Source organism: Ruegeria sp. ABF4_144, assembly GCF_056160045.1.
In genome coordinates this window covers 1,677,460-1,693,670 of record NZ_JBSWWK010000001.1, presented here as the reverse complement: position 1 = coordinate 1,693,670, position 16,211 = coordinate 1,677,460, and the positions used below count along the sequence as shown (strand labels likewise).

Below are 16,211 nucleotides of genomic sequence, written 5' to 3'. Positions count from 1 at the left end.
ATGTTATGAAGATAACAAGTAAAAAACGCCATGCGCTGGATTAGATGGCAGGTGTTACCCGAGGAATGAGCATGTCCGACACGCACGCAAAAATCGAAATCGTTCGTCGCCCCTATGTGCTGGTCGCACCGAATGGTGCGCGGCGCGGGCCGTCGGATCATCCTGAGCTGCCCGTCTCAATCGATCAGATCGTGGATACTGCCGGCGCTTGTTTCGCAGCCGGTGCGCATGGGCTGCACTTGCATATTCGCGACAAGCAGGGACAGCATTCTCTGGACGCTGGCCAATATCTTGAAACGATGGCCGAGCTGCAAAGGGCGGTTCCCGAAATGGATGTCCAGATCACGACCGAGGCTGCGGGCGTTTTCGAGGTGGCGGCCCAGTTGGCATGTCTGGAGGAGGTGCAGCCGGGTTGGGCCTCGATTTCTGTTCGGGAAATTGCGCGATCGCCCGAAATGGCGCCGCGGGTATACGGACTGTGCGCCGAGCAGGGAACGAGGGTGCAGCATATTCTCTATGATGCCGAAGACGCCGCGTTGCTGACGCAGTGGCAAAAGGTGGGTATTGTGCGCGATGGGCAGGTGGATCGCCTGTTGGTTCTCGGGCGATATACGTCAGGTCAGCAATCCTCACCCACGGACTTGGACAAGTTCCCGACGGATGTTTCCCCTCGGATGGTTTGCGCATTTGGAGCGCAGGAACATGCGTGTTTGGCCTACGCTGCGAGACGGGGCGGAGATGTTCGCGTCGGGTTTGAAAACAGTCTGACCGATCAGTATAGAAACCTTTGGAAAGACAATGCCGCGTCGGTGACGGCGCTTGTTGCCATGTTGGAAGGGGCAGTCAAATGAGCCATATTTTTCCGCGCCACACGAAATCATACCTGCCTATCGCAGTTGGGGGAGACGGCTGCTATCTGATCGACGCGAAGGGTCGCCGGTACTTGGACTGCGGGGATGCCGCTGTGTCCTGTTTGGGGCATTCAGATCCGGCAGTGATCAGCGCAGTGCAGCAGCAGGTCGAGAAGATCGCGTTTGCTCATACTGGCTTCATGACGTCTGAGCCGGCCGAAGCGTTGGCGGATCTGCTGGTCGCGCGGGCTCCGGGCGCTCTGGATCGGGTGTATTTCGTTTCGGGCGGGTCCGAGGCGACCGAGGCAGCGATCAAACTGGCGCGGCAATATTTCCTTGAGATCGGGCAGCCTGAGCGGCGGCATGTGATCGCCCGGCGGCAAAGCTATCACGGCAACACTCTGGGCGCGTTGTCGGCCGGAGGGAACGCATGGCGACGGGCGCAGTTTGCGCCGATGCTGATCGACATGACCCATATCGCACCTTGCTATGAATACGCGGAAAAAGCCGACGGCGAGAGCAGCCATGAGTACGGTCAACGTGTCGCCAATGAGTTGGAGGCCGAAATCCTGCGGCTGGGCCCCGAGACCGTGATGGCCTTCATGGCTGAACCGGTCGTGGGGGCGACCTTGGGAGCGGTTCCCGCGGTCGAGGGGTATTTCAAACGCATCCGCGAAATCTGCAACCAGTATGGCGTGCTGCTGATTCTGGATGAGGTCATGTGCGGTATGGGCCGGACGGGGCATCTTTTCGCTTGTGACCACGACGGAGTTGCTCCTGATATTCTCTGCATCGCCAAGGGCTTGGGGGCAGGGTATCAACCGATTGGTGCGATGATGTGCACGGATCGGATTTACGAGGCCATTCGCGACGGGTCCGGGTTCTTTCAGCATGGTCACACGTACATTGGCCACCCGGTCGCTACGGCGGCGGCACTGGCCGTTGTGCACGAATTGACCCAGCGTGATTTGCCCACAAGGGCGGGTGTCATGGGCGAAAAGCTGCAATCGGCTCTTGAGGCTGCGTTAGGACAGCATTCCAATGTCGGGGACATTCGGGGCCGTGGTTTGTTCCGGGGTATTGAGTTGGTCGCAGACCGCGATACCAAAACGCCGTTCGACCCGGCACTCAGTGTGGCGGGGAGGATCAAAAAGGCCGCGCTGGCCGAAGGTCTGATCTGCTACCCGATGTCCGGAACACGGGATGGTCGGCTGGGGGACCACATCCTGTTGGCGCCGCCATTCATCATCGAAGAGGCACAGATCGACGAGTTGGTCGGAAAGCTGAGTAAGGCGTTATCGGCGGTGATCTGACGGACCGAAAAAGAAAAGCCCCCTCAAATGAGGGGGCTTTGAAATTTCGGTCGACTAAAACCTTATTTCTGCGGCAGAGGGCCGATCATCATGATCATCTGACGGCCTTCCATCTTCGGCATGTTTTCAACCTTGCCGATTTCCTTGGTATCGGCTGCCACACGCTCCAGAAGTTCACGTCCCAAGTTCTGGTGCGCCATCTCGCGGCCGCGGAAACGCAAAGTGACTTTGACCTTGTCGCCGTTCTCAAGAAACTTGAACACATTCCGCATTTTGACATCGTAGTCGTGCGTGTCGGTGTTTGGTCGGAATTTGACCTCTTTCACCTCGATGATCTTTTGCTTCTTTCGAGCTTCGCTTTCGCGCTTCTGCTGCTCATACTTGAACTTTCCAAAGTCCATGATTTTGCAGACCGGCGGGTTCGCGTTGGGCGAAATCTCAACCAGATCAAGTCCGGCATCTGCGGCCATCTGCATGGCTTTGGCGGGATGAACCACCCCGACGTTTTCGCCTTCGGCGCCAATCAGGCGAATTTCGGGGGCACGGATCTTTTCATTGACGCGCGGGCCGGTGTCTCGTTGCGGCGGCGCGTTGTGAGGTCTGCGGGCTATGGGTTCATTCCTTTGATAATTGCAGAATTTCGAGCCCGGAATTTAGACTGCTGTGCGTCTTGATTCAAGCGCCAACCTTGCCGAAACGGCTCAATAAATCAGGTTTAACAGCAGGTTTATGCGCGGGCCATGGCCATTCCAGTGGCCCGCGCGATTGGATCAGCCGACAAAGGCCTTTTCGATCACGAATTCCTTGGGCTCGGAATTGGCACCTTCGCGCAGGTCGAATTCTTCCAAAATGGCCTTGATGTCCAAGTTGAAGGCCAGCGAACCGCAGACCATGGCGCGGTCGGTTTCCGGCTTAATACCACCCTCAATACCCAGATCGGCAAACACGGTGCCGTCTTTCAGCAGGTCTGTGATACGGCCCATCTTGGGGCTCTCTTCCCGAGTGGTGGTCGGGTAGTAACGGATCTTGTCGGCAAAGCCTTCGCCGATAAGCTCGGCCAGCATTTCGTCCTGGCGGATGTTTTCGATCAACTGACGACCATATTCCAGTTCCGCCACTTCACGGCAGGTATGGGTGATGATGACCTCATCATAATCCTCATAGGTCTGCGGCTCACGCAGCAGGGATGCAAACGGCGCAAAGCCGGTTCCGGTGGCAAAGAACCACAGGCGCTTGCCGGGCAGCAAGGCGTCGTGAACCAGTGTGCCAACAGGCTTGGGCCGCAGAATGATTTGATCGCCGGGTTTGATGTGCTGCAATTTCGACGTCAGCGGGCCGTCCTGCACCTTGATCGAGTAGAACTCCAGCTCTTCGTCCCAAGACGGCGAAGCAATCGAATAAGCGCGCAGCAGCGGTTTGCCGTTGTCACCCAGCAGACCGATCATCACGAACTCGCCCGAGCGGAACCGCAGCGAGGCTGGGCGCGACACCTTGAACGAGAACAGGCTGTCGGTCCAATGTTTCACTTCTTTGACGGTCTGCGCGTCCGGCAGAACGGGGGCCTTAACGGCGGTTGCTTCGGTCACGGGCTTCATCTCTGTCATCGTTTCACTGCCGGTGAGTTAAACCGACATCTCCGTTTAATCTTTGATCCAAGTCAGGAAAAGGGGCAATTGCCCCTACGTCCTTTTGCTAGCTGGCGGTGGCGGCCTTAACCGCGCAGGCGAGCCTGATAGCTGTGGTCTTTCCAGTTGGCACGAGCCAACCACTGATCCTCGGGCTGACGGGCGGCCAGAGAGTCGTCGATTTCGACCTCGTCAAAGCCGCTGCGGCGGGCCATGGCGTATTGGTCGGCCAGCACGTGCCCTTTGGCGCGCAGGCGGCCGGTAAACCCCTTCAGCCTCAGAACGCGGGCAATGGTAAAGCCGCGCCCATCCGCCGAGGATGGGAAGTCCACGCGCACCATTTGCGCGCTGCCCAGACGATCAATCAATTCGTCAGGGTCAGTGTCCGAGGCCACATCCAGCGCGACCACATCATTGGCCGCGTCTTCCAGCGTGACAAAGCCGTCGGTCCAGTCATCGGGGGCAAACCCGGTATCCGATACGATTACGTTCATGTTTTCTCTCCGGCGCGCACCATCTTGCCATCGACAAAATGGATGCCGCATTCTTCTTTGTTCTGATCGCGCCAGCGCCCGGCGCGTGGGTCTTCGCCTTCTTTGACCGGCGAGGTGCAGGGTGCACAGCCGATCGAAGGGTATCCTTTTGCCACCAGCGGATGCCGGGGCAGGTTGTTTTCATCCATATAGGCGCGCACGTCCTCGGGCGCCCAATGGGCCAGCGGGTTGACCTTGATCCGACCTGTGCCGTCCTCGACTTCAAAAAAATCGAGCTCGGCGCGGGTGCCCGACTGGAACCGTTTGCGTCCAGTAATCCAACCATCGTACCCCGCCAGAGCCTTTTGCAGCGGGAAGGTCTTGCGCAGATTGCAGCATGCATCCGTGTCCCGCAGGCGCAATGCGCCATAGGGGTCTTCGCGCTGCACGTCCTCATCCTCGGCGCGGATGACGTGGACGTTTTTCAGACCCAGGCGTTCGCTCACTTCCTGCTGGTATTCCAGCGTTTCGGTGAACAGCATCTGGGTGTCCACGAAGAGCACCGGGGTCATCTTGTCTACCACCGCTGCCATATGCAGCAACACTACTGATTCCGCGCCAAAGCTCGAGACCAGAGCAAGCTCTTCGATCTCTTCAATGGCACCATGCATCACATCATGCGCCGAATGATGGCGGAACCGGGCGTTCAGCGTGTTGACCGTTTCGGTCAGTTCAGCGCGGTCTTTACCAAGTTCCGTCTGGATCAGGTCAAGCGGCATTTGCCTGCGCCTCGGGGTAGAGGGCCGCTTTGAACGGCGCCATGCCTACCCGACGATAGGTCTGCAGGAATGTTTCCTCGCTGCTTTCGCGTTGTTCCAGATATGTGTCGACGATGCGTTCAACCGCAGGCACGATCTCATCATAGGCAAAGCCCGGGCCGGTGCGGTCGCCAATAGCCGCGTTCTCGGTGCCGTCACCACCCAGAGTGATCTGGTAGTTCTCGACACCGGCACGATCCAAACCCAGGATGCCGATGTGGCCCACGTGGTGGTGACCACACGCGTTGATACAGCCCGAAATCTTGATCTTCAGGTGACCGATATCATGCTCCAGCTTCAGGTCTTCGAAACGGGTTGCGATTTCTTGCGCCACCGGGATCGAACGAGCCGTCGCCAGCGCGCAGTAATCCATGCCGGGGCAGGCGATGATGTCGCTGATTAGGCCGATATTGGCGGTCGCCAGTTCGTGTTCCTTCAGCTTGGCGTGGATCGCGGGCAGGTCCGACTTGTGCACGTGCGGCAGGATCACGTTCTGCTCGTGGCTGATGCGCAATTCGTCATAGGCGAACTCTTCGGCCAGATCGGCCATTACGCGCATCTGCTCGGCAGTTGCATCACCCGGAGTCTGGCCATGCTTTTTGATCGAGATCGTGACGATCGCGTGGTCCGCGTTTTTGTGCGGCGCGATGTTGGTGTCGACCCACGACCGGAAGACCGGCTCGTTGGTATACGCACTTTCGAACGACGCAACCGAGCCCTGACGGAAGTCGGGCGCAGCAAAGTGACCCTTGATCTCTTCCAACAGGTTCATGTCGGCACCTTTGAACTGCGGGCGGACCTGCAAGAAACGCTCGTTGACCTTGGCGCGGATGGTGTCGATGCCATTTTCGTGCACGGTGATCTTAATGCGCGCCTTGTATTTGTTGTCGCGGCGGCCGATCTGGTTCCAAACGGAAACGGTGGCTTCCAAGTAGGCCAGCAGGTCGTCAAATGCGACGAACTCGGACAGTTCTTTGCCAATCATCGGCGTACGGCCCAGGCCACCACCCACGATGACGCGGGCACCCAGAACGCCGTCACGTTCGACCAGTTGCAGGCCGATATCGTGCGCTTTGATCACGGCGCGGTCGTTTTCCGAGCCGGTGATGGCGATCTTGAACTTACGCGGCATGAACTGGAATTCCGGGTGATCGGTCGACCACTGGCGCAGCAGTTCAGCATAAGGGCGCGGGTCAGCGACCTCATCCGCCGCAGCTCCGGCGAAATGGTCGGCGGTCACGTTGCGGATGGTGTTGCCCGAGGTCTGAATGGCGTGCATGCCAACTTCAGCCAGCGCGTCCAGCATATCCGGCACATCGTTCAGTTTCGGCCAGTTGTACTGGATGTTCTGACGAGTGGTGAAGTGGCCATAACCCTTGTCCCACTTTTCAGCCAAAAGGGCCAACTGACGCATCTGCGCGCTGTTCAGCGTGCCATAGGGAATCGCGACCCGCAGCATGTAAGCGTGCAGCTGCAGATACAGACCGTTCATCAGGCGCAGAGGTTTGAATTCGTCTTCGGTCAGCGAGCCGTCAATGCGGCGCTCGACCTGCGCGCGGAACTGCGCGTTACGTTCTGCCAAAAATGCTGTGTCGAACTCGGAGTAGCGATACATGATTAGCTGTCCTTGATTGCAGCCCCGAACCTTGGGGCCATGAAGGGGAGAGAGAGGGCCGAGGGTTAGGCCCGGGGCTGCGTTGCTGTTTCCTGCTTGCCGTGGGCATAGTTCGAGGGTCCGGTGCGGCGGAACTCCTCGCGGAAATGAGTGGGTTCGGGGCCGTTATCGCCGGCGACGGCGTCGGCCAGGTAAGCGCCGACGATCTTGCTGGCCTGACGGGTGGCGTCCAGCAGGCGAACCTGTGCGTGGGCTTCATCCGTGATCAACTCGGCTTCGGACAGCTCACGCGACCAGCGGTCGTCTTCGGTTTGATAAATAACGTCGCCTTCCAACAGATCGTTGGCGGTGACCACTTTGGGAGTAAAAGCGCGGGCCATCAGGCGTGCTCCTTCTTGAATTCGGTCAGGGCCTTGGCCGCTTGGCGCGGCGCGAGGCCATAAAAGGTCAGGGTGGGGCCGTCCATCTCGGCGGCGGTCAGATCATTTGGCAGTTGGTCCAGATTGGTTTCCAGAATGCGCTGATCGGCGCGCGATGCGTTTTCCACCAGCGTCACCGGTGTTTCGCGGTCAGCACCGTGCATAATTAGGCGGCCCTGAATGAAGCGGGCCGATTTCTTGCCCATATAGATCGCCGCGACAGAACCGGGGCGTGCCAGCGCTGTCCAGTCGTGATCGGCAAATCCTTTCATGTCGTGCCCGGTCAGGAACCGTACCGACGAGTTGCGGCCTCGGCGGGTCAGGCTTTGACCGATCTCCGCAACCGCAGCCGATGCCGCGGTGATGCCAGGCACGATCCGCCACGAGATGCCTGCAGCCTCGACTGCCTCGATCTCTTCATCCAGGCGACCAAAGACGGTGGGGTCGCCGGATTTCAAGCGCACAACACGGTGACCTTTCACGGCATAGTCGACCAAAAGCGCGTCTATATCTTCCTGTTTCCAAGAGGGACCAAAGCCTGCCTTACCGACATCGACCAGAACGGCGGACTTGCCAGCCAGTTCCAAAACCTCGGCGCTGATCAGGCGGTCATGCAGCACGACATCAGCACGCTCGAAAGCGTTCAACGCCTTGAGCGTCAGCAAATACGGATCGCCCGGACCCGCGCCGACAAAGTCGACGTGCCCTGTGCCATCATATGGTTGCGTCGTTTGCATGTTCCGTTCCGCTTGTTTGACTTGACCTGCAATATAGGAAATATTCCCGGTATTGCGCCATATGGGCGCATAAATAAGAACAAACGTTCCTCCAGGGCCTCTGTGTGGGACGTCGGTTTCGAAACGAAGAGGAAATTGGAATGTCGGTGCGGATTGATGACACGGATCGGAAAATTCTGGTCGAGCTACAGCGCGACGCCAGCCAATCGCTTGACGAAATAGCAGCGCGCGTTGGCAGTTCCAAGACGCCTGTTTGGAATCGCATTCGCAAGCTGAAAGGGGCCGGAGTCATCGGTCAACAGACCGTTCTGCTGGATGCTGAAGCGCTGGGGTTTGAGGCCACATTTTTCGTTCTGATCCGCACCTCTGAGCACGAGGCCGATTGGCAGCGTAAGTTCCTCAAAGCCCTTCGCGATCGTCCTGAAGTACAAGAGGCGCACCGACTGGCGGGCGACATTGACTATATCCTCAAGGTTCGGGTTAAGAACGCCCGGGCCTATGACGAATTCTATCAGACTCTGATTTCCGAGGTGCGTGTCCACAATGTCACCGCGTTACTGTCGATGGAGGAGATCAAGTCCACCACCATGCTGCCCCTGAACGCGTTGATCGAAAGTTGAAGCTGCTCAGACCTGCACCATCAGCCGGGTCAGCCCGTGGAAATGGTAGGTGTTCGAGTACTCCGGTTCCGCGGCTAGGTGCACGTTCGGACACCGGTCGAACAGTGCCTTCAGTGCAATCCGCATCTCTAGCCGCGCCAGCGGTGCTCCAACGCAAAAATGCAGGCCACCACCGAAACTGGCATTGGTCACGATAGTGCGGGTTGGGTCGAACCGCGCCGGATCAGCCCAGATCGCAGGGTCCCGGTTCGCGGCCCCCAGCAACAGCGCGACTTCATCGCCGCGTTGGAAGGTGTGGTCTAAAAGCTCGACCTCTTCATAGGCGTAGCGTGTGAACATGTGCAGTGGCGGGTCGTAGCGAAGAATTTCTTCTACCAACCCGTTCGACTCACAGCTTTTCGGATCAAGCCCCAGTTGCAACACTGTTTTTACGCCATTGCCCAACGAATGAACCGTGGCTTCGTGCCCTGCGTTCAGTACTAGAATGCAGGTGGCAATGAGCTCGTCATGTGTGAGTTTCTCACCATCCTCTTCCGCTGCAATCAGGCGCGTGATCAGATCGTCACGCGGATCAGTGCGGCGTTGCTGGATGTAGTCGTCAAGAAAGGCGGTGAAGTCTTTTGCAGCGGTCTCTGCCGCGTCTTCGGTCTGGCGCGAGCGGCCGGCTTGATACATTGCGACCATAGCGTGCGACCAACGCAACAGATCGGGTGACATATCCTCGGGGACGCCGAGAAGGCGGCAGATCGTGATGACCGGAACCTGCGTGCAGTAGGCGTCTAGCAGATTAAATGGTGCGTCCGGAAACTGGTCGATCAGCCTGTGGCTGAGGTCTTGAACGAAAGGCGCCAGGCCAGTGATTGCCCGTGACGTAAAGGCCCGCATGACAAGGGACCGAATACGCGTATGCCGGGGCGGTTCGACCTCAAGCAAAGAGTTTTCTTCGGTGGTCAGCCACGCGGCCAGATGCGCAGTCCCGGGGCGTTTGAGTTCCGTTGGCGCTTCGCGTCCAAATCGACGGTCCTTCAACAGCGCCTGAACTGCCCTGTACGAAACCGCCGAGACCTTGTCGTATTCCTTCCAGAAGACGAAATCTCCTTCGGCCCGAGCCGTATCGTAAAACGGATAGGGGTTTTGCACAAAATCCGGATCAAGCGGGGATTGGTTTAGTGTCTTCATGCGGCGCAGACTTGCCATGCGGCGCGCTGAATGCAAGACCCTATACCATGCAACGGGTTTGGGTAATCCTTGGATTTCTGTGTGCCGTCGGGCTGTTGTCCGCCGGAGTATGGTCTTATGGCTATCGGCAAGCGTTGTCGCAGCTGAGCGAAAAGGCCGAGGCCGACCTTGAACTGGCCGCCGACCGACTGAGCACCCAAATGCAGGTCTATCAGGAGCTGGCTGTCCTGATGGCAAACCATCCGGCCTTGCGAACGCTTGAAACAGAGGCACAACAACGAACCGCCCGTGCGATATTGCTGGACGTCGCGGACAAGACCGCAGCCGTGAACATGATGTATCTGGACCGGAGCGGTCAGGTTCTGGTCTCGGCACAGCCGGTCGAACAAAGCAACATGGCTGCGCACCCTGCCTTTCAGCGTGCACTGCAAGGGGCCTTGGGAAACGCGCATGGCGTCCTGCCGATCAGCGGCAGCCGGATCTATTCTTACGTAGCCCCGGCGTTTGACGCCTCGGGCCGGGTTGAAGGCGCGCTGATGGTTGTGGCGGACGTGCAGGATGTGGAACAGACATGGCGCGGCAGTACCGAAGCGGTGTTCTTTATCGACGGGGAAGGGGTGGTCTTTATCTCAAACCGGTCTGATCTGTTGTTCTGGCATCGCGCCGACGGACAACAGGGGCTGACACCACCTGACGGGGGCGCGGTCGATTTCGCCGCGACCCGGGTCGGGCCGCATGAGTTGTGGAGGCTGAATTGGGGCCGGTACCTGCCCAGCCGCGCTTTGCACCTGATGCTGGATTTGCCGGTGATCGATATGACCGCCGAGGTGCTGGTCGATGTTGCCCCTGCACGTCGTTTGGCCGGGCTACAGGCGGCAACTGTTGCGGCGATCTGTCTGGCCTTTGGGGCATTGCTGTTTCTGGCGACCGAGCGCAGGCGTACTTTGGCCGAGGCTAATGCGGTGCTGGAAAGCCGCGTTGCACAACGCACACGTGCCTTGACCGCCGCAAACACCGCTTTGCGCCGAGAGGTGTATGAGCGACAGGAGGCAGAGACAGCGCTGAAACACGCGCAGGAGGAGCTGATTCAGGCCGGTAAACTCAGTGCTTTGGGGCAAATGTCTGCAGGCATAAGCCACGAGTTGAACCAACCTCTGATGGCGATCCGTCAGTTTGCCGATAATGGGGCAGCCTTCCTGTCGCGGGGGCGCGAAGAAAAAGCGGCTGAGAACCTGACGCGCATTTCCGACATGGCCGCCCGGATGGCGCGGATCATCAAGAACCTGCGCGCCTTTGCCCGCAATGAAAGCGAACCGATGGGCAAGGTTGATCTGGTGCAGGTAATAGACACCGCCGTGGAGCTGACCGAGGCCCGGCTGCGAGCCGAAGGGGTGAAGATGGATTGGCAAGCACCTGACGGGCCTGTCTATGCCTGGGGTGGTGAAGTGCGGCTGGTGCAGGTCTTTGTCAACCTTATCAACAACGCCGCGGATGCGATGAGCCAGCAAGACGAACGGCTGATCCGCATTGCGATTGAAACCGGAGACAGGCTGACCGTTACGGTGCGCGATATCGGGCCGGGCATCGAAAATACCGAGAAATTGTTTGAACCCTTCTACTCGACCAAGGCGGTTGGATCGTCCGAGGGGATGGGGTTGGGTCTTTCGATCTCGTATGGTCTGGTTCAAAGTTTCGGTGGGAATATCCGCGGTGCCAACGCGCAAACCGGCGCGACGTTCACTGTTGAACTAGAGTACTTCCGGGAAGATGAGGTGGCATGACGCGCAAGGTTTTATTGGTCGATGATGATGCCGCCGTGCGCGAGGCGCTGGCGCAGACGCTGGAGCTGGCAGAATACGCTCCGGTCACCGCGGGATCATTCGTGGCTGCCAAGGATCACATCCGTGCCGATTTTCCCGGCGTGATCGTCTCGGACATTCGGATGCCGGGGCGAGACGGGTTTCATCTGCTGACCTACGCGCATGAGATTGACCCGGATTTGCCCGTAGTCCTGTTGACCGGTGAAGGTGATATCCCGATGGCCGTCCGTGCTATGGGGCAGGGTGCGTTCGACTTCCTTGAAAAGCCCTGTGCCGCCGCCGACCTGCTTGAGGTTTTGGGTAAGGCGTTCGCCGCCCGTATACAAATATTGGAACAGCGCGCCGTAAAACATGAGTTGGAACGCGGTGACCCCGCCGCGCGCCTGCTGTTCGGGCTGTCGCCGCAAGCCGAGGCCTTGAGAGAGCGAGTGCGCAGCGTTGCACCCACCGGGGCCGAAGTTCTGGTCACTGGTCCTGCGGGCAGTGGAATTTCCAAAGTGGCTGAGGTCGTGCACCTGATGTCGCCACAAGGGCAGGGCCCGTTTGTAAAGCGTCCCTCGTCCGGTTTGACGCCTGATGCGCTGGTGCAAGTCTGTGAGGACGCAGCCGGGGGTTCTTTGTTTCTGGACGAGATCTCAGCAATGCCCGAGGCCACGCAATACGCCGCGTTGGAAGCGGTTGAGCAAGGTATCGGCGCGCGTATTTTGGCAGGCACAACAGCTGATCTGGCTACCCTATCGGCAGAGGGGCGGTTTCATGCGGACCTGTTCTATCGACTGGATGTGATGCGCGTGCGTATCCCATCCTTGGCCGAGCGGCCCGAGGACATTCCAGTTATTTTTCGCCACTACGTGGCGCAGGCCGCCGAGCAGGCAGGCATTCCGGAGCCTGAGATTTCGTCGGATCATTTGGCCTCATTGATGGCCAGTGATTGGCCAGGGAATGCGCGGTCGTTGATGTCGGCGGCCATGCGGTTTGTGCTGGGGATGCCGGAAGAGGTCGCACAGGCTACTGATCTGGGCCTGAGTGAGCAGATGGCGCGCGTAGAGCGCTCATTACTGATCGCGGCCTTGGGGCGGCATAACGGCAAGGCCTCGGACGCGGCGAAAGCGCTGAAACTGCCGCGCAAGACATTCTATGATAAACTGGCCCGGTATCAGATTCGCCCCGAAGACTACCGCAGGTGATCCGAACCGCTCCCGCCCCCTTTGACCGCATTATCATACGGTTAAAGGCGTTGGGCCGGGCAGCCCGCTGATGCAGGCCGCAGGTGGCGCGCAGTTTCAATGACCTGATTCTTAAGAAATGATTCGAGAAGAGTGCGGAAATCCGCACAACGGGCGCAAGGTATGTGCGAAATCTCGCACAAGGGTGGGTGGCGCTAAAAAGAAGAGCCTAACATGCTCCTTTTAATGGACTGTTTTTATGAAAAAAAATCCCAGACGGCCGGAGGCGCAACAAAAAGTTGAGCCGCAACCTCTGATTCGGTTCACTTCGCCACACAGGGCGTCAAACAGGTGCCCATTTGACGAATAAGTAAGTCTGGGAGGAAAAGACTGATGAAATTCCTTACAACGGCAGCAACGGCAGTTGCGCTGACCGTAACCGCAACAGCAGGCATGGCCGCTTGCGAAGACGGCGAAATCGTCGTGAAGTTTGCGCATGTGACGAACTCGGACAAGCACCCCAAGGGCATCGCGGCATCGTTGCTGGAGCAGCGCGTGAACGACGAGATGAACGGCGTGATGTGCATGGAGGTTTATCCGAACTCCACGCTGTACAACGACGACAAAGTGCTTGAGGCGATGCTGCAGGGCGACGTGCAACTGGCCGCGCCTTCGCTGTCGAAGTTCGAAAAATTCACCAAGCAGTTTCGCCTGTTCGACCTGCCGTTCATGTTCAAAAACATCGAAGCTGTAGACGCTTTCCAGGCGTCAGCTGACGGCCAGGCCATGAAAGACAGCATGCAGCGCCGCGGCCTGCAGGGGCTGGCCTTCTGGCACAACGGCATGAAGCAGATGTCGGCGAACAAGCCGCTGGTTGATCCGTCGGATGCGGATGGCCTGAAGTTCCGCGTTCAGTCCTCGGATGTGCTGGTGGCACAGATGGAAGCCATCGGTGGTAGCCCGCAGAAAATGGCGTTCTCGGAAGTCTACGGCGCGCTGCAACAGGGTGTTGTGGACGGACAGGAGAACACCTGGTCGAATATCTACGGCAAGAAGTTCTTTGAGGTTCAGGACGGCATCACCGAGACCAACCACGGCATTATCGACTACCTTGTCGTGACCTCGGTGGACTGGCTGGATAGCCTGGATCCGGAAGTGCGTGACCAGTTCCTGACGATCCTGGCCGAAGTGACCGAGACCCGGAACAAAGAAGCCTTTGCGGTGAACGAAGCGGCCAAAGCCTCGATCACAGACGCAGGCGGTATCATCCGTGACCTGAACCCTGAACAGCGTCAGGCATGGGTCGATGCGATGAAGCCCGTTTGGGACAAATTCGCCGACGACGTTGGGCAAGACAAGATCGACGCCGCTCAGGCCATCAACGCCGGGTTCTGATCTCGGTACAGGCCGCGCGTTCGGGACTGGGGAGTATAGGACGCGCAGGCCGGGCGGGCCGTGAAGGGCCCGCCCCAATCACTCTCATCACAAAAAATGCGGGGACAAAAAGATGTCTGGTGCGAAACCCGGCCAAGGCGGGCTGGTCGACCATATCGAAGAAACCCTGATCGCGTTGCTGCTGGGCCTGATGACGGCCGTGACCTTTGCCAACGTGATCGCGCGGTTCGTATTCAATTCCAATATCCTGTGGGCGCTTGAACTGACTGTGTTCACCTTCGGCTGGCTTGTGTTGTTGGGCGCATCTTATGCGGTCAAGAAACACGCGCATCTGGGCGTGGATGCAATCCTGAACATGCTGTCCCCGGCGCCGCGCCGGATTTTGGCGCTGATCGCTGTAGGTTGCTGTTTGGTGTTTTCGCTCCTGATGCTTAAGGGCGCGTATGACTACTGGGCTGTGTTCGCCGACCTTCCGCCCACTTCGGGCAGGTGGTTCCCAACTGGGTTCAATTTCGATGCCCGTAGCCAGAGTTTCTATGAGGTTGACGACATCCCCATGGTCGCGCCGCTGCGGTTCCTGGAAGACATGATCAACTACGGCGAATACTACGAAAAACTGCCAAAGGTTGTTCCTTATTTCATCCTGCCTCTGTCGATGCTGCTGCTGGTGATCCGCTTTGTGCAGGTCGCCGTGCAAATCTGGCGCGGTGAAACTGACCGTATCGTTGCAAGCCACGAAGTCGAAGATGAGATCGAAGAAGTGCGCGCTCAGCAAGGAGAGCATGACTGATGGACGTAGTACTTCTTTTTTCGATGGTCATCGGCCTGCTGTTGATCGGTGTTCCGATTGCGGTGGCTCTGGGGCTCAGCTCGACCCTGTTCCTGCTGATCTATTCTGACAGTTCGCTGGCTTCGGTCGCGGGCACGCTGTTCGAAGCGTTCGAAGGGCACTTTACCCTGTTGGCGATCCCGTTCTTCATTCTGGCCTCGTCCTTCATGACGACGGGCGGCGTGGCGCGGCGGATCATCCGGTTCTCGATTGCCTGTGTGGGGCACTTGCCGGGCGGTCTGGCAATTGCGGGTGTCTTCGCCTGTATGCTGTTCGCGGCGCTGTCTGGGTCGTCCCCTGCGACGGTTGTGGCCATCGGTTCGATCGTAATCGCCGGGATGCGTCAGGTTGGATACTCCAAGGAATTCGCCGCCGGCGTGATCTGTAACGCCGGTACGCTTGGCATCCTTATCCCGCCGTCCATCGTGATGGTTGTGTATGCCGCAGCCGTTGAGGTCTCGGTCGGGCGCATGTTCCTGGCCGGTGTCATTCCGGGCCTGATGGCGGGTCTGATGCTGATGATCACCATCTATGTCATGGCCAAGGTCAAGAACCTGCCGAAAGGTGAATGGAAGGGCTGGGGCGAAGTCTTCACCTCGGCGCGCGAAGCTGGTTGGGGCCTGTTCCTGATCGTCATCATTCTGGGCGGTATCTATGGTGGTATCTTTACCCCGACCGAGGCCGCTGCGGTGGCTGCCGTCTATGCCTTCTTCATCGCCTGCTTTGTCTACAAGGATATGGGGCCGCTCAGCACCGAAGATGGCGAGAAGAATGTTCCGCTGTTGAAAAAGCCCTATGCCTTGCTCACAGCGTTCTTCCACCCGGACACCAAACACACTCTGTTCGAAGCCGGTAAGCTGACCGTCACGCTGCTGTTCGTGATCGCCAACGCGCTGATCCTCAAACATGTGCTGACAGACGAACAGGTGCCGCAACATATCGCCAACGCGATGCTGTCGGCGGGCCTGGGTCCGGTGACCTTCCTTATCGTGGTTAATGTTATCCTGCTGATTGGTGGTCAGTTCATGGAGCCCTCGGGCCTGTTGGTGATCGTCGCGCCGCTGGTGTTCCCAATTGCAATCGAACTGGGCATTGACCCGATCCATCTGGGCATCATCATGGTGGTGAATATGGAAATCGGGATGATCACGCCTCCGGTCGGTCTGAACCTCTTCGTGACCTCGGGTGTGGCCGGGATGCCGATGATGAAGGTCGTAAAGGCGGCGCTGCCGTTCCTGGCTGTGCTGTTCGTCTTCCTGATTATGGTGACATACATCCCGTGGATATCGACCTTCCTGCCCAACACCTTCATGGGGCCAGAAATCGTGACCAACTAACGGGTTGCAACAAC

The 16,211-nt window shown here is 58.5% G+C and carries 16 protein-coding genes; 8 read left to right on the top strand and 8 right to left on the bottom strand.

Annotated features, from left to right (window positions below; all coding sequences use genetic code 11):
- Positions 1-71 precede the first annotated feature (71 nt).
- Entirely contained in the window at positions 72-851 is a 780-nt protein-coding gene (locus ACXAGD_RS08615) for a beta-keto acid cleavage family enzyme (protein ID WP_475209681.1), read from the top strand.
- Positions 848-2,164: an aspartate aminotransferase family protein gene (locus ACXAGD_RS08610; RefSeq protein WP_475209679.1), complete on the top strand. Its 1,317-nt coding sequence runs from the start codon at positions 848-850 to the stop codon at positions 2,162-2,164. Before ACXAGD_RS08615 ends, ACXAGD_RS08610 begins: the two co-directional genes overlap by 4 nt.
- Before the next feature lie 62 nt (positions 2,165-2,226).
- On the opposite strand, the gene infC is transcribed toward ACXAGD_RS08610, so the two are convergent.
- The 7 genes from infC to cobA form a co-directional block, all read right to left on the bottom strand.
- Positions 2,227-2,688, bottom strand: coding sequence for a translation initiation factor IF-3 (gene infC, locus ACXAGD_RS08605; RefSeq protein ID WP_438826307.1), 462 nt, complete (start codon positions 2,686-2,688; stop codon positions 2,227-2,229).
- A 246-nt stretch (positions 2,689-2,934) separates the two neighbouring features.
- A complete protein-coding gene (locus ACXAGD_RS08600; RefSeq protein WP_475209677.1) occupies positions 2,935-3,768 on the bottom strand; it encodes a ferredoxin--NADP reductase in 834 nt (277 codons plus the stop codon).
- Positions 3,769-3,875: 107 nt separating this feature from the next.
- Positions 3,876-4,283: a DUF934 domain-containing protein gene (locus tag ACXAGD_RS08595; protein WP_475209674.1), complete on the bottom strand. Its 408-nt coding sequence runs from the start codon at positions 4,281-4,283 to the stop codon at positions 3,876-3,878.
- On the bottom strand, positions 4,280-5,041 hold the full coding sequence (locus ACXAGD_RS08590; RefSeq protein WP_475209671.1) for a phosphoadenylyl-sulfate reductase: 762 nt from the start codon (positions 5,039-5,041) through the stop codon (positions 4,280-4,282). The genes ACXAGD_RS08595 and ACXAGD_RS08590 overlap by 4 nt, the downstream gene beginning before the upstream one ends.
- On the bottom strand, positions 5,031-6,695 hold the full coding sequence (locus ACXAGD_RS08585) for a nitrite/sulfite reductase (RefSeq protein WP_475209670.1): 1,665 nt from the start codon (positions 6,693-6,695) through the stop codon (positions 5,031-5,033). Before ACXAGD_RS08585 ends, ACXAGD_RS08590 begins: the two co-directional genes overlap by 11 nt.
- A 65-nt stretch (positions 6,696-6,760) precedes the next feature.
- A complete protein-coding gene (locus tag ACXAGD_RS08580) occupies positions 6,761-7,075 on the bottom strand; it encodes a DUF2849 domain-containing protein (protein ID WP_475209668.1) in 315 nt (104 codons plus the stop codon).
- Positions 7,075-7,851 carry a uroporphyrinogen-III C-methyltransferase gene (cobA, locus tag ACXAGD_RS08575; protein ID WP_475209666.1) on the bottom strand — a complete coding sequence of 259 codons (777 nt, stop codon included), beginning with the start codon at positions 7,849-7,851 and terminating at the stop codon, positions 7,075-7,077. The genes ACXAGD_RS08580 and cobA overlap by 1 nt, the downstream gene beginning before the upstream one ends.
- 140 nt (positions 7,852-7,991) lie before the next feature.
- Here cobA and ACXAGD_RS08570 point away from each other — a divergent pair, with 140 nt between their 5' ends.
- A complete protein-coding gene (locus tag ACXAGD_RS08570; protein WP_170442447.1) occupies positions 7,992-8,471 on the top strand; it encodes an Lrp/AsnC family transcriptional regulator in 480 nt (159 codons plus the stop codon).
- A gap of 6 nt (positions 8,472-8,477) precedes the next feature.
- On the opposite strand, the gene ACXAGD_RS08565 is transcribed toward ACXAGD_RS08570, so the two are convergent.
- On the bottom strand, positions 8,478-9,650 hold the full coding sequence (locus ACXAGD_RS08565) for a cytochrome P450 (protein ID WP_475209664.1): 1,173 nt from the start codon (positions 9,648-9,650) through the stop codon (positions 8,478-8,480).
- 47 nt (positions 9,651-9,697) lie between these two features.
- On the opposite strand from ACXAGD_RS08565, the gene ACXAGD_RS08560 reads away from it, so the two are divergent.
- The 5 genes from ACXAGD_RS08560 (at position 9,698) to ACXAGD_RS08540 (ending at position 16,197) form a co-directional block, all read left to right on the top strand.
- Complete coding sequence (locus ACXAGD_RS08560; RefSeq protein ID WP_475209661.1) at positions 9,698-11,431, top strand: sensor histidine kinase; 1,734 nt, start codon at positions 9,698-9,700, stop codon at positions 11,429-11,431.
- Complete coding sequence (locus tag ACXAGD_RS08555) at positions 11,428-12,657, top strand: sigma-54-dependent transcriptional regulator (protein ID WP_475209659.1); 1,230 nt, start codon at positions 11,428-11,430, stop codon at positions 12,655-12,657. The genes ACXAGD_RS08560 and ACXAGD_RS08555 overlap by 4 nt, the downstream gene beginning before the upstream one ends.
- A 372-nt stretch (positions 12,658-13,029) precedes the next feature.
- A complete protein-coding gene (locus ACXAGD_RS08550) occupies positions 13,030-14,031 on the top strand; it encodes a DctP family TRAP transporter solute-binding subunit (RefSeq protein ID WP_475209658.1) in 1,002 nt (333 codons plus the stop codon).
- Between the two features lie 112 nt (positions 14,032-14,143).
- Positions 14,144-14,821, top strand: a complete 678-nt coding sequence (locus tag ACXAGD_RS08545; protein ID WP_475209656.1) for a TRAP transporter small permease — start codon at positions 14,144-14,146, stop codon at positions 14,819-14,821.
- Positions 14,821-16,197 carry a TRAP transporter large permease gene (locus ACXAGD_RS08540; protein ID WP_475209654.1) on the top strand — a complete coding sequence of 459 codons (1,377 nt, stop codon included), beginning with the start codon at positions 14,821-14,823 and terminating at the stop codon, positions 16,195-16,197. Before ACXAGD_RS08545 ends, ACXAGD_RS08540 begins: the two co-directional genes overlap by 1 nt.
- Positions 16,198-16,211 lie beyond the last annotated feature (14 nt).